Consider the following 25977-nt stretch of genomic DNA (forward strand, 5'->3'; position numbering starts at 1 on the left):
GACAGCTCCAAGCAGCTCTCAGCAACCGCTTTTTCGACTCACTCGACGAACTTACAACAGCGATCGACAGTGCTCTTGATCAACTCTCGATTCCAAAAGTGAGTAATTATTTCTAGCAACTACTATAGTAAATAGTGAAAACGTGGCTATTGCTAAAGGCAAAGCCGCACTAGTAAAAGCGTTAAATCAGGAAAAATCGAAAAGTGAGGCAAAAAACAAGATGGATAAGGCGATAAGAGAATATTATCTAACTATTCAAGAAAATATCGTAGGTCACTATCGGGCACAACATTTCAAAGTCACAGAGATGTACCAAACTTATCTAGCCCATCCAGAAGTGGACCCGGTAGCACAAGAATTTCTTGTCGTATGGATAAGTGGCGAATATAGAGATATTTATGATGAACCTTTCGGCTTAGAAACCGAGGCTGTACACGGAATTGACGGCCAGCAACTACAACGAAATGGGGCTTTTGCGGAATATCCCGACCCGGATTCCGGTAGTGAATTAGAACTTCGTTTTGACCTAGCATCACCAACAAAGGACGGTAGTGTTGTTCCGCGATTCAAAGCGGACGACATAGGATATGGATTTGATAGGATGAAAACCGCGTTCACGGAAGTGGAAACTAAATATAATAATGTCACTACGCAACTCTCAGGGCTTGCCGATGATCTCTATAACAACTATGAAGCGGGGGACATTCCCAGCGAGAAAGTCCTAGACCCGGTGACTGCCGCGACCGAACTCGGGAACAATACGGGGTTGTCGATTCGAGAGGCGCAGGCTGGGATGATGGGAATCCCAACGTCGGGGAGTTTCTCTCTCCGGCTTGAGTTACAAAACGACTCCGGCGAGAAGTACGAGGTAGACGCCGAGATCTATACTAACGCACAGCCGAACGATAGCGACGGCAATCCGGCGGGGTTCAAAGTTGGAAATACATACGACCCCAACAACTTCGAGGATCCGATATACGTCTCATATGAGTACGTAGACACGGAGACGGGGGAGAAAACTTCCGACTTCACTCAACTGGTAAACCCGTTCACGGTACTGGAAGCGACCGACCCAGAGGGTAACTCCGTTGAGGAAGTGACGCCGGAAAGCAAGACGGCACAGTCGGCGGACGTGGAGTCAATAGAAAAAGAGTTAGAGAGCATTCGAGAGGAACAGCGAAGGCTCTTAGAACAATCACAGGAACCAACGGGAGGAGCCGGAGCCGGCTTTTTCACCGGATCGGGGCCAAGCACAGGAGTGGTCGCAGCGGTCGTCGGCGGGATCGGTGTTCTGTATGCGCTCACACAGGGAGGCACGAACTGATATGTTCAATCCTCTCGCGCCGTATCTGTCGATCATCAGTTTCGCCGTCGACCCGCTTCTAAAACTCGGGTTCGCGGCCGTGCTCATCGGTGTCGTGATGGTCGCGCTCGGCTACGACCCGGTCGGCCTCACGGTGAACTGGATTGAAACGACGATTCGGTCGTTCATCCCGGGTATCTAACCATGCGCCGTATCGTGATTTTTTGTGTTGCGGTCAGCCTCGCGGCTTGTGTTGCGGTTGGTAGCGTCGCCGGGCAGAGCAACGGAAGCGGACCCGGTCTTAAGACGAACACCTCCGTCGACGTCGGCGAACCGGAGACCTACGCCCAGGAGATCGACGCCGACACCCGTCTCGTCGAGTGGGAGTATGACCGCGACCGAGGCGGGTTCAGGCTGCTCTTCGAGAGCGACGAGTCGACGCGGATAACGCTCACCGAGGCGGTCCAGTTCGGTGAGGGTTCCGGCTCCGGGCGAATCTACCAGCATCGCCTTCCGGAAGGGCAGACAGAGGTATTCGTCTCAGTCCCGCTTCGAGCTGGGCAGGCGGCCGTCACCATGACCACGCCGGGCAGCATCGCGAACAACCGGTTCGCGTACGTCTCGACGGGACAGACGACACCGGACCGGCCGCCCATCAGCTACGAGCGAGCCCAGATCCTCATCCTCCTGTCGGGCGTCGGCGGCGCCGGGCTCACCTTCCGCGTGGTCAAGAACCGCCGCGAGGAGGAGGAGAAATCCGTCGAGAGGGTGTTATGAACCCGGTCGAAGCGACCCGCGAGCGACCGATCCTCGCCGGCGGGATTGTATTGCTGTTCGTCGCCGGTGCGGAGAGCGGTCGGTATCCCTACCCGTGGGAGATCGACGGCGCCGGCGTCGTCGCCACCGCCGCGGTCGCGATCGCGATCGGCGGATACGTCGCCGGCGGGTACGTCGTCGACTTGCTCCCCGAGGAAGAGGGGATCTATCTCGTCGCGTTCGAGGCGAACGACGACACCGGCGGCGCCGTCTACGAGCTCAGCGAGGACCAGTTCGCGGACATGGAGGTCCACGCCGGGAGCCTCTTCGAGTGGCCCGTCGCGAAGCGCGTGTACGAGTGCCGCGAGTACCGACCCGAGGACAACGTCGCCGTCGCGAACTGGCGGGAGTCCGTCGCGGGCTCCGAACTCGCAGGTAACGTCCAGGTCGTCGACGCGCTCGAAGCGGTCGCCGAGCTCCGCGAGGAGTTCGAGCCCGACGCCCAGGAGGCGCGGCGCCTCAAGCGTCGGCTCCGGTCGATCGCCCGGACGCTCGACAAGCGTCGGCTCAAGGATCAAGAGGCGATCCTGGACCCGACACTCACGCCGTCGTTCGAGGACGAGGGCGCGACCGTCTCGGCGATTCTCGACGAGGAGCTACCGGACGATCTCAAACCAGAGAGCATGAAGGGAGACGACATTGACACCGAGCGGAACGGACACGGAGACACGATCGGCTTCGAGCTGCTCGACGAGACCGAGGCGCTGGAGGAGGACGATGAGCGATAAGACCGGCGCGTACGCGGCGGCCGAACTAGCGAGCGCGCTCCGCGGCGAGGACCCGGGCGAACACGTCCGCGGGTACGCCGGGCTCGTCGACGACCGGCGGACGCTCGCGATCCTCAACTACTACGACGGGCTGCTCGACGAGCCGATCGAGGAGACGCGGATCGGCCGGCTCATCATCTCCAACGCCGCGACCGAGACGATCGACGAGGCGGTGCGGCACGGCTCCGTCTCGCAGATGAAAAGCGCCACCGGCCTCACCGGGCAGGAGCGCGAGGGCGGCGACCTCTACCGCGACGCCGCCGGCGAGCTCGCGCACGAAGGCGCGATCGGACTCGTCTTCGGCGCGCCCGGCTCGGGCAAGACCGCGACGACGCTCGACGTGGCGATGGCGTGGCGGATCCGGACCGGCGGCGCGCTCATCGGAAACACGTCGTGGGACGGCTTCGACCGCGTGGTACGCTCCGACCGGGAGATGCTCGAAGCGATGGCGGAGATCGAAGGGCCGGTGCTGGCGGTCCTCGACGAGATCGCCCAGGAGCTCTCCGGCTTCGGCTCGGGCAACAAGGCGGCCGAGCAGTTCTCTGACTCGTTGCTCTTTATCGGCAAGAAGGAGTCCAAACACGGGCCCCACCCGAAGCGCGGGAGCGTCCTGCTCGTCGGACACACGCGCACGAAGACGGCGAAGTTGATCCGGCGGGTCGCGTCGCTCGCGATCGAGAAGCCCTCGCGGTCGGACCCTGGTCGGGCTCGCCTCTTGGAGAGCGAGGGCGGTAAGGACGACTGGGAAGAGGGGAGCGACTACAAGGGACTGACCGACACGGCCGCGAACTACCCGGAACACGAGCCGAGCGAGTTCGCGATCGAACTCGTCGACGAGGACGATGAGAGCGAGGGCGTCGACGCCGACTCGGTCCGGCGCGAGGAAGCGATCAGCAAGGCGATCCGCGCGGTGGAGAATCACGGCATGACGTACGCCGACGCGGGCGATCTCGTCGGCTACTCCGCGGCGTGGGTCTCCGACCGGATGGCTGAATACAGGAACGGTGAGTACGGCGAGGTAGTGAACGATGTCGTCGCATGAATCGATAGACGTGGCGGCGGTTCGCTCGTTCATTCACCCGCCCGCCCCGGCGCATACCTCTGTTTATACGCGTGCGATCGCGGCGGAGGGTCCGAATTCGCGGGGGGCCGCGCGGCCGGGGTTCGGTCGAAATTCGTTCGTCGACGTCGATCGGCGCGGCGACCAACCGCAACCCAAACGAGGGCGCCTGTGAGCTACGACCCGGCGATCGTCGGTCGATACGGGAAGCTCGTCGAGCTGTGGGCGACGGACCGCTACCCGCTCACGCTCGACTATCCGGTCGTGGACGGACTCAAGTTCGACGCGAGCGACGAGGACGGCCGCCCGTGGGACGTGAAGGGCTCGATGGTTAACGGCGTCCGACCGACGTTCAAGTTCTGGGAGGACCAGCACGAGACGCTCGCGGACGCTGACGGTGGGTATGCGCTCGTGTGGTACCGAGCGGAAGGAAAAGAAATAACGGTCGTGTCGTCGCGCACGGTCCATGCTCGGGGGTTAAAGATCACAAACTGGACCAATCCGGGAGAGACACACCACCGAAGTCATGCTCAGGAAGCACAACTTCCTGCCTCAGTCTTAAGGGACTGAGACATATTGGTATTTATATAATTTAGAAGTCGGTCTACTGCTCAGGGGATATCTCTGTTGGTCGACAAAACTTACGGAGGTATCTCGAATCCGGGTTCGTCACCGCCTGCTTGGACTGTCATTTCACTTGCTATTTCTAGAGATTCGGCAAGCTCTATAACGTCATTCTTATTCAGAATCATGGTCCGGTATCCATGCATTGTCTTGTTTCTGTACTTCTCGACCAAATCAAAAGCCTCCCTACATTTGGTTTTTGAAGGGAATTCTAGCTCGTCGCGAAGGGACTTCACACCGGCGACCACTTCCTTAAGATCTGCCATAGACATGAATTCAACAGGGTGTAGATCAACATCTCCAGCAGATGCTTTTTCCCAGTAATCTATAGCATGACCGCCGCTGCGCACGTCAGAGTATATTTCTTGGATTTCATCTGTCTTATACTCAGACTCAATCAGTCCAGAGACAGCACGAGCAGTCTCCGAATAATACGAATATAGATATTCTTTGGCAGTCCGAGTGTTCAGATCAGCTCGCGTAGCGATCTTCCAACTAGCTTTGTCCGGATGGACTATCATCGCAAATGGAAATTCTGTTAATATATTTATACAATAGAGCATTACCTCTTTGTATCTGACATACTGTTCATCTGCGATAGATAGCACTTCTTCTGACTGGACATCGTAATAAGTGCGTTCTCTATACGGTCTGATAGGGGCATAATCGAACCCATTTGCGCGAAGTTCCTCGTTTATTTCTTCCATCACTTCGGTAGAGTTCAGGTCTGTTTTTGCTACAAAATGAATTGGTGAACCCAACTCTGCTGCGTTACCCTCAATCGGAAACCGGATTAGCTTATCTAGGTACTCGTTATCCCAGTACATAGATTTCTTCTGTGGCAATTAGATGTAGTATGGGTGTTAATATTAGCGCCTATTGGCTGAACATGTTTATAATAAAGTACTACGGTATAAATCAGATATATCCAATTGATTCGTGACCTCATTGGAGTCTAGCAGCCGATAGATACCTACCGGGGACCGTCCAATACAATTTTGTGATCATATGCTTGTGTTTTCTGTGAATGTCCGATTACTCTGAAGTTGACACCATCGCGCTCACGCTCATTCAGGCGACAGCACTACTGCTTCCGGTCGTCTTCCTTAGCTTTCGCTTTTATTTGGATGATGCTAAAGGAGAGGTGCCAGCCAAGGAAATAGAACGGTCCGCAAAGCGTCTTGTTGTAATGATATTCTTACTTACTGCGACCGGATTCCTGTCAACCGTAGCAATACTAGATTTCAGTTTGAAGCCAACAATAGCATTTTTTGCTGTCTTTTGTCTTGCCGCATTTTTTCTCGTTTATGGATGGTTCTTCTATAAGATCATTACATGAGATAGCAGCTGATCGGCAGTTGAATAGACGGCAGCTGTGGGGTACCTTAGAATCTGTGGCCTTAGCCACACCTCTAACCGCCAACCGACCCCCCGGTGTCGGTTCGGCGTCGACGAGCAGCTCGTCGAGACCGAGATCGCGCTTGTGTTGCGGTCGAGATCGTCGCGAACTCACCAGTCGGAGGGGTCGATTGAGGCGAAAACGGCCGCGAAAAGAGGGTCAGGGTAGTGTTGCCACTCACGAGGGGCCGCGCTACCGGAGCGTCTGACCCTTCCCCCACGCACTCCGCACCGGCCGGATCTTCGGACCAGATGCGTCGCGGTAGTGCGAGACCGCTTCTTTCAGTCGCTCCGGATCGCGACCCGCACCGACCCAGTATCGCTTGAGCCGTGTCACCAGCTCCGACCACGACTCGCCCGCGAGGTTCCCCATCCGTACCCGGAGGTGCGCCTCACGCTCGTCGATGTGAATCCCATTCGCTTGGCAGAACGCGATCAGTTCGTCCGTACGCTCGTCGAGAGACGCACGCTCGGCGTTTTGAACCGCGTTCGCCGCGGCCCCCATCGCGTTCCGGACGCCCTCACGCGCCGCGTCGAGCGCCTCAACGACCTGCTCTGCGACGTGGTGCGACCGCAACGCGACGGATCCCTTCTCGCGAACGACCATGTCCTCGATCCGCCGGAGTCCCCGACGGACGCTATCAGGATGCCAGTCGTGTTCGTCCGCGATCTCCGCCGGCGACACGTCGCCGCCGTCCGCGACGAGCGTCTTCAGCGAGTCCCACTCGACCGGCGAGAGCCCGTCGGCGAGCTGCCGGACGACCACGTTCCGCTGGTCGCTCTCGACGCGTTCGAGGTTCAGCGGGAGCACGCGCGACCGGTCGACCGTCTCCGCCTCGAAGTACGCATCTTCGACGAACGTGCGACCGCCGCTCGGGCCGTCGTCGTCGAGCGGCTGCGTGGGGAGCCCCGACTCGTTGAGCGTCGCGAGGATCGCCTCTTCGAGCTCGTCGGCGATCTCCGCGTGGTTAACCGGGCGGAGCGTCTCGTCCCACCGGCTCGACTGATACGACGCTTCAACCTTCGGGTGCGCGAGGGGGTGATTGTCCGGGAGCGACTCGGCGTTTCGCGCGTAGTAGTGCTTGAACTCCTTCGGGATCCGGTGGTCCGGGAACGCCTCGCGGATCCGCTTCGGCCCGAGCGTCACCGTGTGGTAGTAGCCGGCTCGCTCGGTGTCGTCCTGAACGAGCTTCCGGTACCCCGAACGGTCGCTTTCGAGCAGGTGGCCCATCCGCGCGAGCGGTCCCTCGCGGGAGTGGATCGCACCGCAGACATCCCGGTCGATCCGGACGTACCGCGCCGCGTCGATCACGACGCTGTACTCGTCGTTCCGGCTCTCGAAGTACATCGGGTCGAGCGTCACCGCACCCGCCGCGCGCTGGATGACCGACTCCACCCGGTCAAACTCGACGTTCGACGCGTTCACCCGGACGTTCACGGCGTCGCCGAGGTCCCACATCGGCCGCGCGACCGACTTTCCCTCGGTGGATTCGAGCCCGTACCACCGCGGCTGAATGAGCGCCTTCACCTTCCGCTCGCCGACCTCGTCGTCGGCGACCGCGTTCAGCCGAAACTCTCGGAGCGTGTCGAAGTCGACGCGCGTCCCGTCCGGCGTCTCGCCTCCGTCGGGCGGCGCGAGCCCGGACTCCTGATAGGAGAGGGTGACCCGCCACTTCTCGCCGTCGAGCGTGAAGCTCCCGCGCCGGCTCCCGGTCGCGTCGACAAGCCGCGCGGCGCCGAACCACGCCCCGAGCCCCGAGTACACGTAGTTCGCCATGTACTCGTGCGGGGCCGTCTCGACGGCCTTCATCGCGAGCGCCCCGCCAGGTTGAGGTAGCAGCCGGCGCACTCCGTCCGGCCGTCGATCCGGACACGGACCGAGGGGCGTTCGCTGCCACACGTCTCGCAGCGACGCTTCACGCGAACACCACCACCAGGTTCACCGCGGCGACGACGGCGCCGATCGTCGCGATCCCGAAGCCGACCCACTCGGGCGCCTTCAGGGCGTCGGCCGCGACCGGCCACGCACCGCAACACAAGCCGACGACCGCGAGCATCGCGACCGCCGCGGGCAGCTCGCCCATCGCGAGCAGCTCGCGGACAATCGGGTTCGCTTCAGCGTGCGGACCGACCGCTCGCGCCGCAAGGATCGTCGTCGCCGCGTCGAGCACGCCGTGCGACGTGAAGATCGCGGCGACCTCGCCGCCGCGATCGCTCACCGGAACCACCTCAGTTTCGCGAGGACCCGATCGCGGCGCGTCACCCGGAACGCCGGTTTTCGCACGTCGTCCCACCGGAGCGGGAGGCGCGGGCGGGCGTGGCTGCCGGTCGCGCACTCGTCGAGCTTCCACCCGACCCACAGCTCGCACCCGGGACAGTACCAGGGCGACTCCGACCGCGGCCGCTGCCGGCGGGAAGATGAATCGCTCACGCGGACCGCCCCCGTTCGGCGTCGCGCTCCCAGCGGAGTCGGGCGGCGTCGCGGACGTGCGGCCGGAGTCCCTGTGCCGGGTCGTACAGCCGACTCGCGCGGACGAACGGGCTCATCCCGACAGCCCTCCGTTCCACGGCTCGCCGCCGTTGCGGGCGGGGTGGTGTTGCGGGTCGGGGGTGTCGACGTCTTTCCCGGCCGCGCTTCCCTCGCAGATCCGTACCCACGAGTCGCACTTTGGGCAGCGGTGAGCGCGGTCGTCGTCGTCGCCGTGAACCCGACCGAACCGCGGCGGGAGGTGCGACCCGCACTCCAGACAGACTCCGGACTCGTTGGGCTCGACCCGGAGCTCTATCATCCGGAGATCACCCCGTAGTTTGTCGGGTCGATCGACCGACGCGACGGGGTCGCGATCGGTGACGTATTCAACCCGATTTTGACGACGGGTTCGGAAGGAACCGCTTCGGCCGATTCCGTAGCGTAGAGAGTCGCTACGGTAGAATTGGCATTAGTCGCGAAACGGTCGGTGAGGAAGTGGGCGCTACAGGATTTGAACCCGTGGCAACTTGGTCCGAAGCCAAGCACTCTGTCCAAACTGAGCTAAGCGCCCTCACTCTGTGTTACTGCTGAGAGCGTGTTAAGTCCCGCGATCCGAACGCGCCGCCGCGCAGTCGGTCGGTCCGCGGGTCTCGTCGACCGAGAAATCGATTCGGCTCCGTGATACGTTCCCGCGATCCGGCCGCGTGCGGATCCGCGCTCGGCCGCGAATTTCGCGATCGAACGGGGTGTACCGCGGCGTCGAAGTCGGGCGGCGCCTGGCAAGGGGCGATCAAAAAGAATATTATTCGGAGCGGGCATGTTTCGGTAGTAGATGTGTCCTGGTCGTACGGCCTCTCGGCCGAACGAGTGGCTCGCGCCGTCGACGTCGCCTCCGAGGTGCGTCCATGTATGAGCTGACGCCGCATTTCGACGCCGAGGTCGAGCCCGGGACCAACATCCTGTTGACCGGCCCGCCGCTCAGCGGGAAGCGGTCGATAATGATGGACATTCTCGCCGCGGGGACCGACCGCGACGAGGGCGCGATCGTCGTCACCACGAAGGACGGCGCCGACCGGGTGCTCCGCGACTACGAGAAGCGGACGCCCTACGAGGGGAAGCCGGTCGCGGTCGTCGACTGCGTCACCCGCCAGCAGGGCGGCGAGACCCGCGAGTCCGACCGGATCAAGTACGCCTCCTCACCGGTGGACATGACGGGGATCGGGATCAAGCTCTCCGAGTTCCTCCAGGCGTTCGGCGACCGCGGCATCGAGCGGAACCGCGTGATGGTCCACTCGCTGTCGACGCTGCTGATGTACTCCGACCTCCAGACGGTGTTCCGCTTCCTCCACGTGTTCACGGGGCGGGTCCAGAGCGTCGACGGGTTCGGGCTGTTCAGCATCGACTCGACGGCCCACGACGACCAGGCGATGAACACGCTCAAACAGTTGTTCGACGGGATCATCACCGTCCCCGAGGACGGCGAGCCCGACATCCGGCTGCCCTGAGCGGGGTCGGCGCCGGCCGCCTCCCCTGCCCCGACGCGCCGACCGAGGGATCCGCTTAATCGCGTCGCGACCCAACGGCGAGCCATGCCCATCACCGACGACGCGGGACTCGACCGCCTGCTCGACGCCGAGACGATAGCGGTCGTCGGCTGCTCGACGACGCCGGGGAAGGCCGCCCACGACGTGCCGGCGTACCTCCAGCGGCAGGGGTACGAGGTGATCCCAGTGAACCCGTTCGCCGACGAGGTGCTCGGCGAGCGCGCGTACGACGCGGTCGGCGAGGTCGAGAAGTCGATCGACCTCGTGGACGTGTTCCGCCCGAGCGAGGAGGTGCCGGACATCGTCGAGGCCGTCCGCGAACGCCACGCGGGCCGCGGCGACGCCGGCGCGCTGTGGCTCCAACTCGGGATCAGCCACGACGAAGCGGCCGCGGCCGCCGAGTCGGACGGGATCGACGTGGTCCAAGACCGCTGTCTCAAGGTCGAACACGGCCGCCTGCGCGGATAGGGGCGCCTGCGCGGATAGCCTCTGCCTCCGGAGCGCGTCGCGCGGGCGGCGCCGCGCCGCTCACCCCTCCCACTCCTCGAACGACCGGTAGACGCCCTTCGAGAGGTAGCGCTCGGAGGAGTCGCAGAATATCGTGGCGACCGCGTCGTGCGGGGCGTCGATCGCGCCGTCGCGGATGTCGCGGGCGACCCGCTTCGCCGCGATCGCGTTCGCGGCGGCCGACGAGGCGACGAGCTGTCCCTCCTCGGCCGCGAGCCGGGCCATCTCCTCGTGGACCTCGCGGTCGGGGACCGCGACGATGTCGTCGACGATCTCCGGGTCGAACAGCTCGTTGCGGTCGATGTCGTGGGTGCCGATCCCCTCGGTCTTGTACTCCTCGTGTTCGACATCCTCGCCGAGGAACTCGCGGTAGGCGGACCCGGCGGGCTCGACGGCGACGACGTAGGTGTCCGGGTCGCGCTCGCGGAAGTACTCGGCGAGGCCCATCAGCGTCCCGCCGGTGCCGCAGCCGGCGACGACGGCGCCGACCTCGCCGTCGAGCGCCGCGTCGATCTCCGGCGCGGTCGTCTCGTAGTGGGCCTCGACGTTGAGCGGGTTCGAGAACTGCTGGGGGACGACGGCGTCGTCGAGCTCCTCGGCGATCTGGTGGGCGCGGTCGATCGCCAGGCCCATCCCCTCATCGCTCGGCGTGTTTACGACCTCGGCGCCGAGCGCGCGCATGAGCTGCTGCTTCTCGACCGAGAAGCGCTCGGGGACGACGAAGACGGCGTTCAGGTCGAGCTGTCCGGCCGCGACGGCGAGCCCGATGCCGGTGTTGCCGGCGGTCGGCTCGACGACGGTGCCGCCCTCGCCCACGTCGCCGCGCTCCAGCATGCGTTCGAGCATGTACTTCCCGATGCGGTCCTTGACGCTCGCGCCGGGGTTGAACGACTCCAGCTTGGCGTACACCGGAACCGCGTCCGGCGCGTCGTGGACGTCGACGAGCGGCGTCTCCCCGATCGTCTCCAGCACCGACGACAGGGGCTCCCGATGGTCCGTCATAGCCCGGCAAACGTTGCCGCGGGATTTGTGTGTTGCCATCGGTCCGTCCGGTTCCGGGGCTCCGCGGCGAGGGCAGTCTTTGCCGAGAGCGGCGCGGCGCGACCGAACGGGTTCGCGCGTCGCGGCCCGCGACCGTGCGACGCCCCGCCGCGGATCGAACACACTTATGCCGGTCGTCCGGCTCCGACCTGTATGAGCGAGACCGATGCGGAGGCCGAGGTGACGGTCGTCCTGCCGGACGGATCAGAGCTGACCGTTCCGGCGGGGTCGACAGTCGAGGACGTCGCCTTCGAGATCGGCCCCGGGCTCGGTCGCGACACCGTCGCGGGGAAGATCGACGGCGAACTCGTCGAAAAGTACGCGGAGGTCCACGACGGCGCGCGGATCGAGATCGTCACCGACCAGTCGGACGAGTACCTCACGGTGTTGCGCCACTCCGCGGCCCACGTGTTCGCGCAGGCGCTCCAGCGGCTCCACCCGGAGGCGACGCTGACGATCGGCCCGCCGACCGACGACGGCTTCTACTACGACGTGACCGACGTCGACGTCGACGAGGACGACCTGGCCGCCATCGAAGAGGAGATGGAGGAGATAATCGCGGCGGACTACGACATCGAACGCGAGGTCCGGTCGCGCGAGGCGGCGAAGGAGACCTACGCCGACAACGAGTACAAGCGACAGATCTTAGACGAGGAGGCCGACGGCGAGGAGGTCACCTTCTACGTCCAGGACGACTGGGAGGATCTCTGTCAGGGCCCCCACGTCGAGTCGACCGGCGAGATCGGCGCCGCGACGCTGTTGGAGGTGTCGGCGGCCTACTGGCGCGGCGACGAGGAGAACGACTCGCTGACGCGCGTGTACGGCACCGCCTTCGCGAGCGAGTCCGACCTCGAGGAGTACCTCGAGCTCCGCGAGCAGGCCCAGGAGCGCGACCACCGGAAGATCGGCCAGGAGATGAACCTCTTCTCGATCCCGACGGTGACCGGGCCGGGCCTCCCGCTGTACCACCCGCCGGGGAAGACCGTGCTCCGCGAGCTGTCGGACTTCGCGAACGAGCTCAACCGCGACCACGGCTACGAGGAGGTCGAGACCCCGCACGTGTTCCGGACGGAGCTGTGGAAGCAGTCGGGCCACTACGAGAACTACAAGGACGACATGTTCCTCCTCGACGTCAACGACGAGGAGTACGGCCTGAAGCCGATGAACTGCCCGGGCCACGCGACCATCTTCGACCAGCAGAACTGGTCGTACCGCGACCTCCCGCAGCGCTACTTCGAGAACGGGAAGGTGTATCGGAAAGAGCAGCGCGGCGAGCTGTCGGGGCTCTCGCGCGTCTGGTCGTTCACCATCGACGACGGCCACCTGTTCGTCCGGCCGGACCAGATCCGGGGGGAGATCGAGTCGGTGATCGAGATGATCTTCGAGGTCGTCGAGACGCTCGACCTGGAGGTCGAGGTCGCGCTGGCGACCCGCCCCGACAAGTCGGTCGGCAGCGACGAGATCTGGGAGTCCGCCGAGGAGCAGCTCCGCGACGTGCTCGAATCGGGCGGGTACGACTACGACGTCGAGCCCGGCGACGGCGCCTTCTACGGCCCGAAGATCGACTTCGGCTTCGAGGACGCCCTCGGCCGCGTCTGGGACGGCCCGACCGTCCAGCTCGACTTCAACATGCCCGACCGCTTCGACCTCACCTACACGGGCGAAGACAACGAGGACCACCAGCCCGTGATGATCCACCGCGCGCTGTACGGCAGCTACGAGCGCTTCTTCATGGTCCTCATCGAGCACTTCGACGGGAACTTCCCGCTGTGGCTGGCGCCCGAGCAGGTCCGGATCCTCCCCGTCTCCGACGAGACGCTCGGCTACGCCCACCGCGTGAAGAACGAGCTGGAGGACGCCGGCTTCCGCGTCGAGGTCGAGGACCGCGACTGGACGGTCGGCCGGAAGATCCGCGCGGGCCACGACGACCGGCTCCCGTACATGGTCATCGTCGGCGACGACGAGCGAGAGGCGGGGACGGTGTCGGTGCGCGACCGCTTCGAGAATCAGCGCGGCGACGTCGACCTCGACGACTTCGTCGACCACCTCGTCGCCGAGCGCGACGAGAAGCGGACGGAACCCGACTTCGTCGACGACGAGTGACGGCGGAGCCGAGCGTCGGTCGGTGACGGGCGACGCCGCGCGCCCCTCGCGGCGCGCCGACCGTCAGATCAGGTCGACGCCGGCGAACTCGAACCGCGCCCCGCCGTCGGCCGACTCGGTCACGCTGACCGTCCAGCCGTGTCCGTCCGCGATCTGCGAGACGATGTCGAGCCCGAACCCGGTGCCGTCGCTCGTCGTCGTGTACCCGGACTCGAACACGCGGTCCCGGTCCCCCGCCGGGATCCCCGGGCCGTCGTCGGCCACGTAGAACCCGTCGCCGTCGGAGAGGGGGCCGACCTCAACCGCGACAGCGCCGGACTCCCGCGCCGCGGCCCCGTGCTCCGCGGCGTTCCGAAACAGGTTCTCGAGGAGTTGCCTGAGCCGCTGCTCGTCGGCGCGGAGGGCGTAGCCGTCGCTCGCGACGCGGAGCGTCCCGCCCCGGGTGTCGGCCGTCTCCCAGGCGTCCGCGGCGAGGGCGGCGAGGTCCACGCGGGTCAGCTCGTCGACGCCGCCGCCCTCGCGCGACAGGGTGAGGACGTTCTCGATAAGCGTGTCCATCCGCGAGAGGGCGCGCCGAACGGGCTCGACGTGTTCGCTCTCGCAGTCGTCGGCGAGGAGCTCCATCCGCCCGCGGGCGGTCGTCAGCGGGTTCCGCAGGTCGTGGCTCACGACGCTCGCGAACTCGTCGAGCCGGTCGCGCTCGCTCGCCAGCCGCTCGGCCGCGCGCCGCCGCTCCAGCTCGTAGCTCACCCACCGCGTCAGCAGCTCCACGAACGTCCGCTGGGAGTCGGTGAACGGCTCTTCGCGCGCGTTCGTGTCGGCAAAGCAGAGCGTGCCGAACCGCTCGTTCTCGACCTCGACGCGGCCGCCGACGTACGTCTCCAGCCCGAACGTTTCGTACGCGGGGTCGCCGGCCCATCCCTCCGCCGAGGCGTCGACGATCGTCAGGAGCCGGTCGCGTTCGAGCGTCCGCTTACAGTACGCCTCGTCGAGCGGACACGTCTCGCCGGGCTGTAACAGGGGGTGAGTGGCGTGCGAGACTTCGACGTGCTGGGTGTCGTCCTCGATACGCGTGAGAAAGCCGTTCGGCACGTCGAGGTACTCGCGGCCGATCGTCAGTATCTCCGCGACCTTCTCCTCGAACGTGCGGTCCTGGTCGGAGGACACCGCGTACAGCCGCTGCATCGCGCGGAGGCTCTCCTCCTGGCGCCGCTCCAGTTCGCGTCGCTCGGTGACGTCGTGGAGGTAGACGGAGAGCCCCTCGTCCGACGGGAACGCACGCGCGTTGAACCACGTGTCGAGCGGCTCGTAGTAGGAGTCGAACGAGACCGGCTCCTGTGTCTCCATGGCGCGGCGGTACTGGTCGTAGAACACGGTCTCCCTCGACTCGGGGATCGAGTCCCAGAGGTGCGCGCCCTCGACGGAGCCGTCCGGGCCGACGGCGTCGTCGCTCATCGCGGACCGGAGGACCTCCCTGCCCCGGCCGTTCGCGAACACGATCCGCCAGTCGTCGTCGAGGGTGAAGAACCCGTCCGACATCCGGTCGAGGACCGTCCGGAGGTCCTTGTTCGACGCTGACTCGCCCGCGCCGTCGCTCATGTCACGGCGCACGTGTCGCGGACGGTTAAGTTAGGGTGGATTCCGGACAGGACGCGGCTGGGCGCCGTTCCGACCCGTCGACGCGGCGGCGCGCGGCGGCGCACAGAGCGTGTGACGAGGCACGGGGTCGCCCCTTCCGTCGGCTTTTTGGGTTCGCTCGTCCGGGGGTGACGTATGTCGAACCAGCAAGCCGAGCCCGGCGTCGACGACCGAGCGCCCGAAGTCGGAGAGCTGACGCCGCCGGACCGCACGCTGATGGGGCCCGGACCGAGCGACGTCCACCCGCGCGTCCTGAACGCCATGAGCACGCCGCTGGTCGGCCACCTCGACCCCTCGTTCGTCGAGATAATGGACGAGGTCCAAGAGCTGTTGCGCTACACGTTCCGGACGGACAACCAGTGGACGATCCCCGTCTCGGGGACGGGGTCGGCGTCGATGGAGGCCGCGGTCGGCAACCTCGTCGAGCCGGGCGACACCATGCTCGTCCCGACCAACGGCTACTTCGGCGGCCGGATGAAGTCGATGGCCGAGCGCGCGGGCGGCGAGGTCGTCGAGGTGTCGGCTCCCTGGGGCGAGCCGCTCGACCCCGTCGACGTCGAGCGCGCGTTCGACGAGCACCAGCCGGACGTGTTCGGCTTCGTCCACGCGGAGACCTCGACGGGCGTCCTCCAGCCGAGCGTCCCCGAGCTGACCGACATCGCGCACGCCCACGACGCCCTGGTGATCGCCGACTGCGTCACGTCGCTCGGCGGCGTGGAGATGCGCGTCGACGAGTGGGGCGTCGACGCGGCCTACTCCGGGCCGCAGAAGTGCCTCTCGTGTCCGCCCGGCGCGAGCCCGCTCACGCTCAACGACCGCGCGATGGACAAGGTGCTCGACCGCGACGAGCGCCCTCGCTCGTGGTACCTCGACCTCTCCCTCCTGGAGGGGTACTGGGGCGACGACCGCTCGTACCACCACACCGCGCCGATCACGAACGTGTACGCGCTCCGCGAGGCGCTGCGCCTCGTCGCCGAGGAGGGGATCGAGTCGCGGTGGGCCCGCCACCGCGAGGTCGCCGGCGACCTGAAGGCGGGCCTCCAGGACCTCGGCCTGGAGATGAACGCCCCCGACGAGTACTGGCTCCCGAGCCTCAACGCGGTGCGGGTGCCGGACGGCGTCGACGACGGCGCGGTCATCGACCACCTCCTCGACGAGTACGACCTGGAGATCGCCTCGGGCCTCGGCGACTTGGAGGGCGACATCTGGCGGATCGGCTGTATGGGCTACTCCGCTCGCCCGAAGAACGTCGAGTACGTCCTCGCCGCGTTAGAGGACGCGCTGGCGGCGCAGGGACACGAGGCCTGAACCGCGGTCCGGGCGCGCGGCCCGGCCGCGCAGCCGACCCCGTCGGGACGAATCTGGGCGAGCGGCCGACCCAGTCGAGACGGACCCGGTCGCCCCCGTGCGAACCGATACCGCCGTTCCCGCTCGCTTTTTTTCCGGGGAGCCGACCGTGCCGCCGTGACCGACGCCTTCGGACGCGCGATCCGGGACCACCACCGAGGCGAGCGGACTGAGCCGCTCCGGCAGGGAGACGGCGAGGAGACGCGCGAGCACCCGATCGAGGCGTTCTACCTCACCGGGTTCGACCGGGAGAGCGACGCGGGGCCGTGGCCCGCGTCGCGGCTCAGCGGGCCGCTGGTCGACCTCGGCGCCGGGGCGGGCCGCCACGCGCTGCGGTTTCAGGAGCGGTTCGAGACCGTCGCCGTCGAGTCCAGCCCGGCGCTCGTCGAGACGATGCGCGAGCGCGGCGTCGTCGACGCCCGTGAGGCCGACATGTTTGCCCTCCGGGAGGCGTTCGAGCGCGACCGGTTCGCCTCGGCGATCGCGATAGGGACACAGATCGGACTGGCGGGGTCGATGCGCGGGCCCTCCGCGTTCCTCGGCGACCTCGCGTTCGTGACGACGCCTGACGCGACCGCGGTCGTCGACTGCTACGACCCCGACCATCCGGGCGCCGCCGACCTCCTCGGCTACCGCGAGGACCCGACGCCCGGGCTCGCGGGCCGCGTCATGTGGTTCGCGTACGACGGCGAGCGGGACCCGGCGCTCCGCTTCACCCTCTTCTCGCCGGACCGACTCCGCGAGGCGGCGATCGGGACCGGGTGGGCGGTCGAGGCGGTCGACCGCTCGGGATCGGGCGAGGGGCCCGCTATCGCGCCGCGCTCCGGAAGCGGTAGTCGACCGGCGTCGCGCTCGCCTCGCGAGCGCGGCCGCTACCACGCGGTCAGCGCCGCGCGGCCGTGATCGGCGGCGAGGATCCCGAGGAACGCTACGACGCCGGTGATCGCGAAGGCGCCGCCGACGTAGAAGACCGACCTCATGCTCACCTCGACCATCAGCCAGCCGGCGATGAGCGGCCCGGCCACGGAGCCCGGCCGCCACACCAGTTCGCGGATGCCGAAGCTGGAGGCGACGCCGCCGTCGTCGGTCCCCTCGTCGGCGAACAGCGCCATGCTGGCGGGCTCGCGGAAGGAGTCCGCGACGCCGAGCAGCCCGGAGAAGGCGACCAGCGGGAGGTACGCCGGCGGAAGCTCGCCGAGGATCGGCACCGTCACGCCCGCGCCGAGCGCGCTCCCGACGGCCGCGGAGAAGGGGATCGCGACCGCGACCGCGCCGTAGGCCCCGCCGCCGGCGAAGACGAACAGCGACCGCCCGTAGGCGTCGGAGAGCCGGCCGGTGAACAGCTGGCCGACCATGTTGGTCGCCTTCTCGGCGGTGACGGTCACCGCGACCGCGGTCGCGCCGACCGCGAGCCCGCCGGCAGCCAGTTCGGTCCCGGCGTAGATCGGCACCCACGTCCGCACCATCGTCACGGCGAAGGCGTACTGCGCGCGGAACGTCGAGATGGTCAGGATCCTCCGGTTCACCGCGAGGTCGCTGAACGGGAACCCCCCGACCCGCGTGGGGTCCGGGTCGAGGACCCCCCACGTGACGAGCCACGCGGCGACCATCAGCGCCGCGATGATCGCGAACACCGGCCCGAAGCCGACGGCGTCGTAGACGGCGCCCGCGCCGAGCGAGCCCAATATCGAGGCCCCGAACGAGGCGGCGTTCGCCTTGCCGATCTTGTCGGCCCGCGTCCCGGCGCCGGCGATCTGGCCGACGAGCGAGAGCGTCATCAGCCCCGCGCCGGTGACGACGAGCCCTTGGAGCGCGCGGACGAGGATGAACGTGCCCGAGGTGTCGACGAGCGGGAAGAGGGCGTACACGCCAGCGCCGACGCCGAGGACGCCGAGCAGCACGAGCCGCTTGTCGAACCGGTCGCCCGCCCACGCGAGCGGCACCACGGCGACCGTCTGCGCGAGCGTGAACCCGGTGGTGTACATCCCGATGACGAAGCCGGCGGAGAGCGTGACCCCCAACACCGTCGTCGCCTGCGGGTCCAGAGCGTTGATGTACGTCGGCAGCAGCGTCAGCAGCGTGATGAACCCGAACCCCTCGGCGAACCGGGTGAGGTAGAGCGCCCAGAACTGCGATCGCTTCGCCCCGTCGTTCGCGCCCGCGTTGCTCACACCGGATCCGCGCCGACCGGTTCAAAAGGAATTACGATTCGAAACGCCGTGCCGGACCGCTCCGCTCACATCGTGTCGGCGTACTTGTCCCGGCGGTAGAGGTCGATCTCGTGGGCCGACGAGCCCGGCCGCGACGCCGCGAACGCGATGGCCTCCGCAGCCTCCTCGGGTTCGGTGACGCTGCCGGGCTCGAAGCGCTCTTCGAACGGCTCGCCCTCCTCGCTGCCGAACTCGGTCCGCACCGCGGAGGGGTTGACCACCGAGACCGCCGCCGCGCCGTCAAGGTCCGTCATGGGTCTGCGATCGGAGAGCGCGGACATACAACGCCGCGTCGAGGCGAGTCACCGCGTCGCCGTCGCTCTGCGGTTCAGGATACGGGCCGGGCGCGATTTGAACACGCGACCGACGGATTAAGAGTCCGTCGCTCTCCCTAACTGAGCTACCGGCCCTCACCGAATTGTACCGCTGTCGAGTTAAAAGACCTTTTCATTCGACGACGGTCGGACGGCTCGGATCCGGAAGGCGAGAGCGGCGTCGACTCGCGTGCGCTCGGGCCGACCGATCGGAATGCCGAGGGCGGTCGACTCGACGGAGACGACGGCGCGGGGAGCCCGGTCGGTCACACGTTCGGGGCGCACCGACGAACCCCGCGCGGACGGTGAGAGCGCACTCGTTAAGTGTCGTGCCGCGGAAATCCCTCCAATGAGTAGTGGGGCATCCGGATCCGCGCGGACCCGATACGCCATCCTCGGCTGTGGAAGCGTCGGTCACGCAGTCGCTGAGGAACTGACCGAGCGCGGGAAGGACGTCCTCATCCTCGACCGCGACGAGAGCCGCGTCGAGGCGCTCCGGGATCAGGACCTCAACGCGCGCGTCCAAGACATCGTCGAGCCGGACGTCGTCGACGAGCTCGACGACCGGGACATCGTCCTGATCCTCGCGAGCGACGTGGAGGCGAACAAGGCCGCGGTCTCCGCGGTCAGGGAGACCGGCGGCGACCACTACGTCGTCGTCCGGGCGTCGGACCCCGTCAGCGAGGACGAGCTGCGCGAGCGCGGCGCGGACGTGGTGATCAACCCCTCGACGGTGATCGCCGACAGCGCGCTCCAGTCGCTGGAGACCGGCGAGCTGGAGTACATGGCGCGTCAGCTCGCGGAGATCATCGAGGACGGGGGCGACCGCATGGCGATCCTCACCCACGACAACCCCGAGCCGGACTCGATCGCGTCCGCCACCGCGCTCCAAGCCGTCGCCGAGGCGTTCGGCGTCGACGCCGACATCATCTACTCCGGCGACGTGGGCCACCAGGAGAACCGCGCGTTCGTCAACCTCCTCGGCATCGACCTGCTCGCCCGCGGCGAGGCGCCGGCGCTCTCGGAGTACGCGACCGTCGCGGCCGTCGACCTCGCGAAGGCCGCGGCCGAGGACCTCGACCTCGACGTGTCCGTCGACATCTACCTCGACCACCTGGAGTCGGAGGTGCCGTTCGACGCGCGGTTCGTCGACGTGCGCACCAACGTCTCCTCGACGTCGACGATCCTCACGAAGTACCTCCAGGAGTTCGACCAGTCGCCCTCGGAGGCGGTCGCGACCGCGCTGCTGTACGGGATCCGCGCCGAGACGCTCGACTTCAAGCGCGACACGACGCCGGCCGACCTGACCGCGGCCGCGTACCTCCACCCGTTCGCGAACCACGACACCCTCGAACAGGTGGAGTCGCCGTCGATGAGCCCGGAGACGCTGGACGTGCTCGCGGAGGCGATCCAGAACCGCGAGGTCCAGGGGAGCCACCTCTTCTCGACGGCCGGGTTCATCCGCGACCGCGAGGCGCTCGCGCAGGCGGCCCAGCACCTCCTCAACTTGGAGGGGATCACGACGACGGCCGTGCTGGGCATCGCCGACGAGAAGATCTACCTCGCGGCCCGCTCGAAGGACATCCGGCTGAACATCGGCAACGTTCTCGACGAGGCGTTCTCGGAGATGGGCGACGCAGCGGGCCACTCGACGCAGGGCTCGTTAGAGATCCCGCTCGGCATCTTCACCGGCATCGAGGCGAGCGGCGAGAACCGCGACACGCTCCTCCACCTCACCGAGGAGGCGGTCCGCCGGAAGCTGTTCGACGCGCTCGGCGTCGAGGGCGGCAGCGGCGACGGCTCGAACGGGTCCTGACCTGCCGACTCAGGGCGGATCGCACCCGCGCCTCGGCGGGGTCGTTTTCCGGCTCGGCCCCGTACCTACGAACGCTACGCCGCATGTACGTTCCCGAGGACCCGCCGCCGGACTGTCCCGCCTGCGGCGACCAGTACGACTCGGTCTCCCGTCACACCGGCGGGTTCGTGGCGAACCTGCTCGACAACGAGCGCTACCAGCGGGTCTGTTTCTACCCCGCGACCGACGGCGACGAGCCCGCGTTCGACTGCTATCACCACACGCACGCGCAGGCCGGGACGGACGGCGATTGACCGCGAGTGAGCAGGGCGATGGCTAGCTGAGAGGGGAACGAACGGCGGCTGACACCGGCTGACGGCGACTGACCGCGAGGGCGCAGGGCGCCCCCGGCGGTCGCGACGCGCTCAGAAGTCGTCGCCTTCCGTGATCGAGGTGTACGAACCGATCAGCGCGCCCGAGAGGGCGACGCCCTCCAAGGTGGCGCCCGTGTCGATCACGGAGTTGCGGACCTCGGAGTCGGCGATCGTCGCGTCCTCGAAGACGACCGCGCGGTCGAGCGTCGAGTCGGTCACCGTCGCGCCCGACATGACGTGGACTACGCCGCCGAGGTCGCTCCCCTCGACGGTCGCGTCGTCGGCGACGAGCGTTCCGCCGTCGAGCGCGTACTCGACCGCGTCGAGGTAGGAGTCGGCGGTGCCGATGTCGAACCACGCGCCGTCGAAGGTGAACGCGTGGACCGCGCCGCGCCGCTGGAGCCACTGGAGGAACCACCCCGGCTCGTCCGGGTTGTTGTCGTCGTCGAGGTAGGTGGTGAGCTTCGGGAGCGTCTCCGCGGGGAACGCGTAGCAGGCGATGGAGACCAGCGTCGACTGCGGGTCCGCTGGCTTCTCCTGGAAGTCGACCACCTCGTCGCCGTCCAGCTGGACGAGCCCGTACGACTTCGCGCGCTCGCGGTCGCCCACGTCGTAGGCCGCGAGCGTCGGCGTCCCCTTGTCCTCGAAGAAGTCGGCGAAGTCGGCGATGTCGAAGCTGATCATGTTGTCGCCGGCGACGACGATTAGGTCGTCGTCGACGCCCTCGCGGTCGACGAGCTGTTCGAGCGCCCCCACCACGCCGAACTTCTCGTCTTCCTCGACGGTCTCTTCGACCGACAGCGTCGGCTTCTCAAACGGGCTGTCGGCGAGGTACTCGGCGAAGGTGTCGGCGAAGCGCTCGTTGGTCGAGACGAACACCTCGTCGACCCTATCGTCGGCCTCTAAGTCCTCGAATATCTCGTCGATGACGGTGTTCTCGCCCACCGGCAGGAACATCTTCGGCCGGTGTTCGGTGATCGGCCAGAGCCTGGTCGCGTAGCCACCCGCGAGTACGACGGCTTTCATACCCGCTCCGTCTCACCCCGGTGACATACCTCTTGTGCCCGAGTCGTCTCCGATTCGCCCGGGGGTGTCGACGCCGTGCGCCCGCTGACTCGCCTCCGAGCGCTCGCGCTCCGATCCCGGACCGTTTTGCGCGTCGCCCTCGACGCTCGCCCATGGAGACGACCCGCCAGCGGATCGCCGACGCGCTCCGGGAGGGGCCGCGGACGGCGAGCGACCTCGCCGAGGCGCTGTCGCTGCCGACGCCGACCGTGTACGAACACCTCGACCACGTCTCGCGGTCGGTCCGAGAGGGGAACGCCGGCGGCGGCGACGCGGACGAGGAGTTCCTCGTCGCGCCGCCGACCTGTAGCGAGTGCGGGTTCGACGGCTTCGACGACCCGGTGAACGAGCCGTCGCGGTGTCCCGAGTGTAGGAGCGAGCGGATCGAGGAGCCGGCGTTCGTGATCCGGTAGGGAGGCTCGCGCGGCTTACAGCTCGTCCAGCAGCGTCGTCGCCGCGTCGGCCGAAGAGCCCGGGCCGCGCGCGGTGATCAGGTCGCCGTCGACCGTGACGCTCGCGTCGGCGTCGAGTTCGGCGTCCCAGTCGGCGCCGGCGAGGACGACCTCGTCTTCGACCCAGTACGGGAGCTTCCGGCCGTCCGGCAACACGTCGGCCTCGTCGACGATGTCCTCCTCCCACGCGTTCGGGAAGCCGGTCACCGAGCGCCCCTCGACGAGCGGCGTCCCGTCGGCCTCGCGGGTGAATCCGAGGATGCCGACCGCGTGACAGACGACGAGGGCGACGCCGTCGTCGCCCGCGACCGCGTCGAGCAGGAGCTGCCGGGCGTGGCGGTCCTGGTTCACGTCCCAGACGGTGCCGTGCCCGCCGGGGAAGACGACCGCGTCGTAGCCGTCGACCTCGACCGTCGCGATCGGCTCCGGATCGTTGAGTTCGGGGTGGCTCTCGTCGACCTCGCGAAGCTCCGCGACGCGTTCCTCGCCGCCAGCTGCCTCCGGGTCGAGCGACCGCTCGTCGACGACCGGGGGCGACCCCGAGGGCGTCGCGACGGTCACGTCGACGCCCTCGCTTTCGAGCGTCGTCAGCGGTTCGATGCACTCCTCGGCCCAGTACCCTTCTTCGCTCACGACGAACAGCGCGCTGGTCATGTGTACGCCCCCATTCACGCCCCCGACACAAAAGGCGCCCGCGCCCGGCAGCGATGAGGGACGGCGCCGAGTTTATAAACGGCCGCAGCGGTGCGGTCGGCGCGCGCCGCCGAGCGCCCGGTAGGGCGCGAGGTGCGCGTGCGAGGTACGCGGCGACCGGAGCGAAGCGACGGGAGCCGCGAGGCTGGGGAGGCGTGAGGGTGCGGTACAGCCAAATGGAGTCGGATACCGAACTTCATCGCCGACTCGGGTGTCGCCTCTCGCTCCAGAAAATCTAACTCGATACAACCGCTATCGCCGCTGAGGCGGTCGAAACTGAGCATGAACCACTCGATCTTTTGACCGCCTCATCCTTCGACCTTATCTCAACACCGCCGTGCGGTACGGGGCGGGACTCAAAGGGGCAGCCATGGGACGAAGGACGGCGCAGTAAGCACCGCAGCGACGGAGCGAGCAACGCGAGCGACCAAGCGAGGCGCGCAACAAGCCGCGCGAGTCCTCACGGCTGGGGCTTTAGAGGAGTTGGTCGCCGCTGCGTAGTCGACTATCTATAAGCGGCTAACCAGAAAATTTGCGGGTTTCACCGCGGTTCCGCTGCGGACGGCTTATTCGTCGCCCTGCGCGTCGACGATCACGACCTCGCCGTCCTCGACGGTCACGTTGATCAGCGTCTTCACGTTGTAGTCGGTGTCGTCGAGTTCGTTCGGGCCGGCCTTCTTGATCACGGCGACCACGTCGACGACGTCGGCGCCGACCTCGTCGGTGAGCGCGTCGAGGATGGCCTTCATCGTGCCGCCCGTCGAGAGCACGTCGTCGAGCACGAGCACGCGGTCGCCCTCCTCGACGTCGTTGATGTACATCTCCGACTCGGAGTAGCCGGTCTCCTGGAACAGCGGGACCTCGCCGTCGAGGCCGTACTGGCGCTTCCGGATGACCACGAGGGGGATGTCGGTCATCAGCGAGAGCGCGGTCGAGATGTGGATCCCCATCGCCGCGGGGGTGACGATCTTGTCGACGTTCTCGAGCTCAGCCTTCCGGATGATCCGGATGACGATCTCCCGGAGCAGCTCCGGTTCGAGCATCGGGACGCCGTCGCTGATCGGGTGGACGAAGTACTGGTACTCGCCTTTCTCGATGATCGGCGCGTCGAGGAGCGACTGCCGCAACTGGTCCATGTCGCGGGTACTCGGGCGGATTAATAAAGCGTGGCGGTTACGGGATCGCGGTGGGAGACGATGCCACGGAGTGCGGCGCCCGAACGTTCGTACGCGAACTGTCGATCGACATGAACGTCGCCGCAACAGACTCGCGTCCGCCGGAACTGTCTACTCGAACTCCGGCTCCCGTTTCTCCAGGAACGCCCGCATCCCCTCGCGCTGGTCGTGGGTGCCGAACAGGCCGGCCCACGCCCGGCGTTCGAGGGCGTGGCCGGTCGCCGCGGCGCCGTCCCCGGCCGCGTTCAGCGCCTCCTTCGCGGCGCGCAGCGCGGTCGCGGGCTTCGCCGCCAGCTCGCCGGTCAGCTCGTCGATCCGGTCGTCGAAGTCCTCGTCGGCGACGACCTCGCCGACGAAGCCGACCTCGGCCGCCTCGGCCGCGTCGATGCGCTCGCCGAGGAAGATCAGCCGCCGCGCGACCTCGTCGCCGACGAGAGCCGGGAGGCGCTGCGTGCCGCCCCAGCCCGGGATGATCCCGAGGTCGATCTCCGTCTGCCCGAGGACCGCGCTCTCGGCCGCGACCCGGAGGTCGCAGGCGAGCGCGAGCTCGCAGCCGCCGCCGAAGGCGTATCCGTCGACCGCGGCGACCGTCGGCGCCGGGAACGACTCGATCGCGTCCGCGACGCGGTGGCCGAGCTCGGCGTACGCCTGCGCCTCCGGCGTCGACATCTCGACCATGTAGGAGATGTCGGCGCCCGCGACGAACGCCTCGTCGCCCGCGCCGGCGATCACGAGGGCGCGCGCGTCGCGGTCGGCCGCCTCGTCCAGCGCGTCCTCGATTGCTTCGAGCGTCTCGACGGTGAGCGCGTTGAGCTGTTCCGGTCGGTCGACGGTGACCGTCGCGACCCCGCGGTCGTCGACGTCGAAGGAGATGGTGTCCCGGCTCATACGGCCCCCGTCGCGGGGCGGCGTGAAAACGGTTCGGCAGCCGGATCCGCGGTTCCGGAACCGGCGTTTGCGACCGACGACCCCCCGTTAGACCTCTTCGCGGCTGTCGATCCCGGTGTAGATGAACCACGCCGTCGTGTACACGCCGACGAACAGGAGGTAGCCGACGATCAGCCCCCCGAGCTGGCGGCTCGCGAGCCCGCCGGGGAGCGTCCGCGAGAGGACGCCGAGCGCGAGCACGAAGACGACGAGCGAGAACAGCCCGGAGAGGGCGTACACGCCGAGGTCGGAGGTGAGGCGGTCGCGCACGCTCTCACCAACGGGATCCCGTTACATACCCCCATCGGTCCCGGACCGGACCGCGGGGGGACTCGGTCGCGGCGTCGGGGCCTC

27 protein-coding genes, 2 tRNA genes and 4 pseudogenes are annotated in these 25977 nt (G+C 66.8%); 16 read left to right on the forward strand and 17 right to left on the reverse strand.

Features of this window, described 5'->3' with window-relative positions; genetic code table 11:
* The 7 genes and pseudogenes from DVK06_RS00005 to DVK06_RS00035 form a co-directional block, all read left to right on the forward strand.
* A pseudogene (locus DVK06_RS00005) lies at nucleotides 1–116 on the forward strand (IS630 family transposase); the annotation flags it as partial.
* 26 nt (nucleotides 117–142) lie between these two features.
* The gene (locus DVK06_RS18150; RefSeq protein ID WP_147438039.1) at nucleotides 143–1324 is read left to right on the forward strand and encodes a hypothetical protein; all 1182 of its coding nucleotides are present in this window, start codon (nucleotides 143–145) and stop codon (nucleotides 1322–1324) included.
* A gap of 1 nt (nucleotide 1325) precedes the next feature.
* Nucleotides 1326–1505, forward strand: coding sequence for a hypothetical protein (locus DVK06_RS00015; RefSeq protein WP_121598849.1), 180 nt, complete (start codon nucleotides 1326–1328; stop codon nucleotides 1503–1505).
* Nucleotides 1506–1507: 2 nt separating this feature from the next.
* The gene (locus DVK06_RS00020; protein WP_121598850.1) at nucleotides 1508–2080 is read left to right on the forward strand and encodes a hypothetical protein; all 573 of its coding nucleotides are present in this window, start codon (nucleotides 1508–1510) and stop codon (nucleotides 2078–2080) included.
* Nucleotides 2077–2847 (forward strand): hypothetical protein, encoded by a 771-nt coding sequence (locus DVK06_RS00025; protein ID WP_121598851.1) that lies wholly within the window; start codon nucleotides 2077–2079, stop codon nucleotides 2845–2847. The genes DVK06_RS00020 and DVK06_RS00025 overlap by 4 nt, the downstream gene beginning before the upstream one ends.
* Nucleotides 2837–3928 (forward strand): hypothetical protein, encoded by a 1092-nt coding sequence (locus DVK06_RS00030; RefSeq protein ID WP_121598852.1) that lies wholly within the window; start codon nucleotides 2837–2839, stop codon nucleotides 3926–3928. Before DVK06_RS00025 ends, DVK06_RS00030 begins: the two co-directional genes overlap by 11 nt.
* A 189-nt stretch (nucleotides 3929–4117) precedes the next feature.
* On the forward strand, nucleotides 4118–4516 hold the full coding sequence (locus tag DVK06_RS00035) for a hypothetical protein (protein ID WP_121598853.1): 399 nt from the start codon (nucleotides 4118–4120) through the stop codon (nucleotides 4514–4516).
* A 71-nt stretch (nucleotides 4517–4587) separates the two neighbouring features.
* Here DVK06_RS00035 and DVK06_RS18155 read toward each other — a convergent pair whose 3' ends face one another.
* Nucleotides 4588–5397, reverse strand: coding sequence for a hypothetical protein (locus DVK06_RS18155; protein ID WP_147438040.1), 810 nt, complete (start codon nucleotides 5395–5397; stop codon nucleotides 4588–4590).
* 200 nt (nucleotides 5398–5597) lie between these two features.
* Here DVK06_RS18155 and DVK06_RS18160 point away from each other — a divergent pair, with 200 nt between their 5' ends.
* Nucleotides 5598–5909, forward strand: coding sequence for a hypothetical protein (locus DVK06_RS18160; RefSeq protein ID WP_137707494.1), 312 nt, complete (start codon nucleotides 5598–5600; stop codon nucleotides 5907–5909).
* 252 nt (nucleotides 5910–6161) lie between these two features.
* Here DVK06_RS18160 and DVK06_RS00040 read toward each other — a convergent pair whose 3' ends face one another.
* The 5 genes from DVK06_RS00040 to DVK06_RS00060 form a co-directional block, all read right to left on the reverse strand.
* Complete coding sequence (locus DVK06_RS00040) at nucleotides 6162–7778, reverse strand: hypothetical protein (RefSeq protein ID WP_121598854.1); 1617 nt, start codon at nucleotides 7776–7778, stop codon at nucleotides 6162–6164.
* 106 nt (nucleotides 7779–7884) lie between these two features.
* Nucleotides 7885–8187 (reverse strand): hypothetical protein, encoded by a 303-nt coding sequence (locus tag DVK06_RS00045; RefSeq protein WP_199718544.1) that lies wholly within the window; start codon nucleotides 8185–8187, stop codon nucleotides 7885–7887.
* Nucleotides 8184–8399, reverse strand: a complete 216-nt coding sequence (locus tag DVK06_RS00050; RefSeq protein WP_121598856.1) for a hypothetical protein — start codon at nucleotides 8397–8399, stop codon at nucleotides 8184–8186. The genes DVK06_RS00045 and DVK06_RS00050 overlap by 4 nt, the downstream gene beginning before the upstream one ends.
* Nucleotides 8400–8511: 112 nt before the next feature.
* The gene (locus DVK06_RS00055) at nucleotides 8512–8757 is read right to left on the reverse strand and encodes a hypothetical protein (RefSeq protein ID WP_394345472.1); all 246 of its coding nucleotides are present in this window, start codon (nucleotides 8755–8757) and stop codon (nucleotides 8512–8514) included.
* Nucleotides 8758–8934: 177 nt separating this feature from the next.
* Nucleotides 8935–9009: transfer RNA gene (locus DVK06_RS00060), tRNA-Arg, on the reverse strand.
* Between the two features lie 334 nt (nucleotides 9010–9343).
* Between DVK06_RS00060 and DVK06_RS00065 the strand changes: the two genes are divergently transcribed.
* Together DVK06_RS00065 and DVK06_RS00070 are read left to right on the forward strand one after the other, a co-directional pair.
* A complete protein-coding gene (locus tag DVK06_RS00065) occupies nucleotides 9344–9943 on the forward strand; it encodes a recombinase RecA (RefSeq protein WP_053772001.1) in 600 nt (199 codons plus the stop codon).
* Nucleotides 9944–10027: 84 nt separating this feature from the next.
* Complete coding sequence (locus tag DVK06_RS00070; protein WP_121598857.1) at nucleotides 10028–10450, forward strand: CoA-binding protein; 423 nt, start codon at nucleotides 10028–10030, stop codon at nucleotides 10448–10450.
* Nucleotides 10451–10510: 60 nt separating this feature from the next.
* Here DVK06_RS00070 and DVK06_RS00075 read toward each other — a convergent pair whose 3' ends face one another.
* Entirely contained in the window at nucleotides 10511–11491 is a 981-nt protein-coding gene (locus tag DVK06_RS00075) for a PLP-dependent cysteine synthase family protein (RefSeq protein WP_121598858.1), read from the reverse strand.
* A 192-nt stretch (nucleotides 11492–11683) separates the two neighbouring features.
* Between DVK06_RS00075 and thrS the strand changes: the two genes are divergently transcribed.
* Complete coding sequence (thrS, locus tag DVK06_RS00080; RefSeq protein WP_121598859.1) at nucleotides 11684–13633, forward strand: threonine--tRNA ligase; 1950 nt, start codon at nucleotides 11684–11686, stop codon at nucleotides 13631–13633.
* 63 nt (nucleotides 13634–13696) lie between these two features.
* On the opposite strand, the gene DVK06_RS00085 is transcribed toward thrS, so the two are convergent.
* Entirely contained in the window at nucleotides 13697–15232 is a 1536-nt protein-coding gene (locus DVK06_RS00085; RefSeq protein WP_121598860.1) for a PAS domain-containing sensor histidine kinase, read from the reverse strand.
* Between the two features lie 174 nt (nucleotides 15233–15406).
* Between DVK06_RS00085 and DVK06_RS00090 the strand changes: the two genes are divergently transcribed.
* Together DVK06_RS00090 and DVK06_RS00095 are read left to right on the forward strand one after the other, a co-directional pair.
* The gene (locus DVK06_RS00090) at nucleotides 15407–16579 is read left to right on the forward strand and encodes an alanine--glyoxylate aminotransferase family protein (protein WP_121598861.1); all 1173 of its coding nucleotides are present in this window, start codon (nucleotides 15407–15409) and stop codon (nucleotides 16577–16579) included.
* A 156-nt stretch (nucleotides 16580–16735) separates the two neighbouring features.
* Nucleotides 16736–17454: pseudogene (locus DVK06_RS00095) on the forward strand (class I SAM-dependent methyltransferase).
* Nucleotides 17455–17490: 36 nt separating this feature from the next.
* Here the strand turns inward: DVK06_RS00095 and DVK06_RS00100 are convergent.
* The 3 genes and pseudogenes from DVK06_RS00100 to DVK06_RS00110 all read right to left on the reverse strand — a co-directional run bounded on the left by DVK06_RS00100 (nucleotide 17491) and on the right by DVK06_RS00110 (nucleotide 19238).
* The gene (locus tag DVK06_RS00100; RefSeq protein ID WP_121598862.1) at nucleotides 17491–18789 is read right to left on the reverse strand and encodes an MFS transporter; all 1299 of its coding nucleotides are present in this window, start codon (nucleotides 18787–18789) and stop codon (nucleotides 17491–17493) included.
* 65 nt (nucleotides 18790–18854) lie between these two features.
* A pseudogene (locus DVK06_RS00105) lies at nucleotides 18855–19070 on the reverse strand (SDR family NAD(P)-dependent oxidoreductase); the annotation flags it as partial.
* Between the two features lie 94 nt (nucleotides 19071–19164).
* Nucleotides 19165–19238: transfer RNA gene (locus tag DVK06_RS00110), tRNA-Lys, on the reverse strand.
* Between the two features lie 253 nt (nucleotides 19239–19491).
* On the opposite strand from DVK06_RS00110, the gene DVK06_RS00115 reads away from it, so the two are divergent.
* Together DVK06_RS00115 and DVK06_RS00120 are read left to right on the forward strand one after the other, a co-directional pair.
* Nucleotides 19492–20958 (forward strand): DHH family phosphoesterase, encoded by a 1467-nt coding sequence (locus DVK06_RS00115; protein ID WP_121598863.1) that lies wholly within the window; start codon nucleotides 19492–19494, stop codon nucleotides 20956–20958.
* A gap of 83 nt (nucleotides 20959–21041) precedes the next feature.
* Nucleotides 21042–21251: a hypothetical protein gene (locus DVK06_RS00120; RefSeq protein WP_053772011.1), complete on the forward strand. Its 210-nt coding sequence runs from the start codon at nucleotides 21042–21044 to the stop codon at nucleotides 21249–21251.
* Nucleotides 21252–21362: 111 nt separating this feature from the next.
* On the opposite strand, the gene DVK06_RS00125 is transcribed toward DVK06_RS00120, so the two are convergent.
* A complete protein-coding gene (locus DVK06_RS00125; RefSeq protein WP_053772012.1) occupies nucleotides 21363–22337 on the reverse strand; it encodes a sugar phosphate nucleotidyltransferase in 975 nt (324 codons plus the stop codon).
* Nucleotides 22338–22489: 152 nt separating this feature from the next.
* Between DVK06_RS00125 and DVK06_RS00130 the strand changes: the two genes are divergently transcribed.
* Nucleotides 22490–22789 carry a transcriptional regulator gene (locus DVK06_RS00130; protein WP_121598864.1) on the forward strand — a complete coding sequence of 100 codons (300 nt, stop codon included), beginning with the start codon at nucleotides 22490–22492 and terminating at the stop codon, nucleotides 22787–22789.
* Nucleotides 22790–22804: 15 nt separating this feature from the next.
* Here DVK06_RS00130 and DVK06_RS00135 read toward each other — a convergent pair whose 3' ends face one another.
* The 5 genes and pseudogenes from DVK06_RS00135 to DVK06_RS00155 form a co-directional block, all read right to left on the reverse strand.
* Complete coding sequence (locus tag DVK06_RS00135) at nucleotides 22805–23482, reverse strand: DJ-1/PfpI family protein (RefSeq protein WP_121598865.1); 678 nt, start codon at nucleotides 23480–23482, stop codon at nucleotides 22805–22807.
* A gap of 209 nt (nucleotides 23483–23691) precedes the next feature.
* Nucleotides 23692–23805, reverse strand: a pseudogene (locus DVK06_RS00140) (IS6 family transposase); the annotation flags it as partial.
* Nucleotides 23806–24087: 282 nt separating this feature from the next.
* The gene (gene hpt, locus DVK06_RS00145) at nucleotides 24088–24657 is read right to left on the reverse strand and encodes a hypoxanthine/guanine phosphoribosyltransferase (RefSeq protein ID WP_121598866.1); all 570 of its coding nucleotides are present in this window, start codon (nucleotides 24655–24657) and stop codon (nucleotides 24088–24090) included.
* Nucleotides 24658–24807: 150 nt separating this feature from the next.
* Nucleotides 24808–25584, reverse strand: a complete 777-nt coding sequence (locus DVK06_RS00150; RefSeq protein ID WP_053772015.1) for an enoyl-CoA hydratase/isomerase family protein — start codon at nucleotides 25582–25584, stop codon at nucleotides 24808–24810.
* An 87-nt stretch (nucleotides 25585–25671) separates the two neighbouring features.
* Nucleotides 25672–25893, reverse strand: coding sequence for a hypothetical protein (locus tag DVK06_RS00155; RefSeq protein WP_121598867.1), 222 nt, complete (start codon nucleotides 25891–25893; stop codon nucleotides 25672–25674).
* Between the last annotated feature and the right edge of the window lie 84 nt (nucleotides 25894–25977).

The sequence above is a fragment of the Halorubrum sp. Atlit-28R genome (assembly GCF_003665955.1).
GTDB lineage: Archaea > Halobacteriota > Halobacteria > Halobacteriales > Haloferacaceae > Halorubrum > Halorubrum tropicale.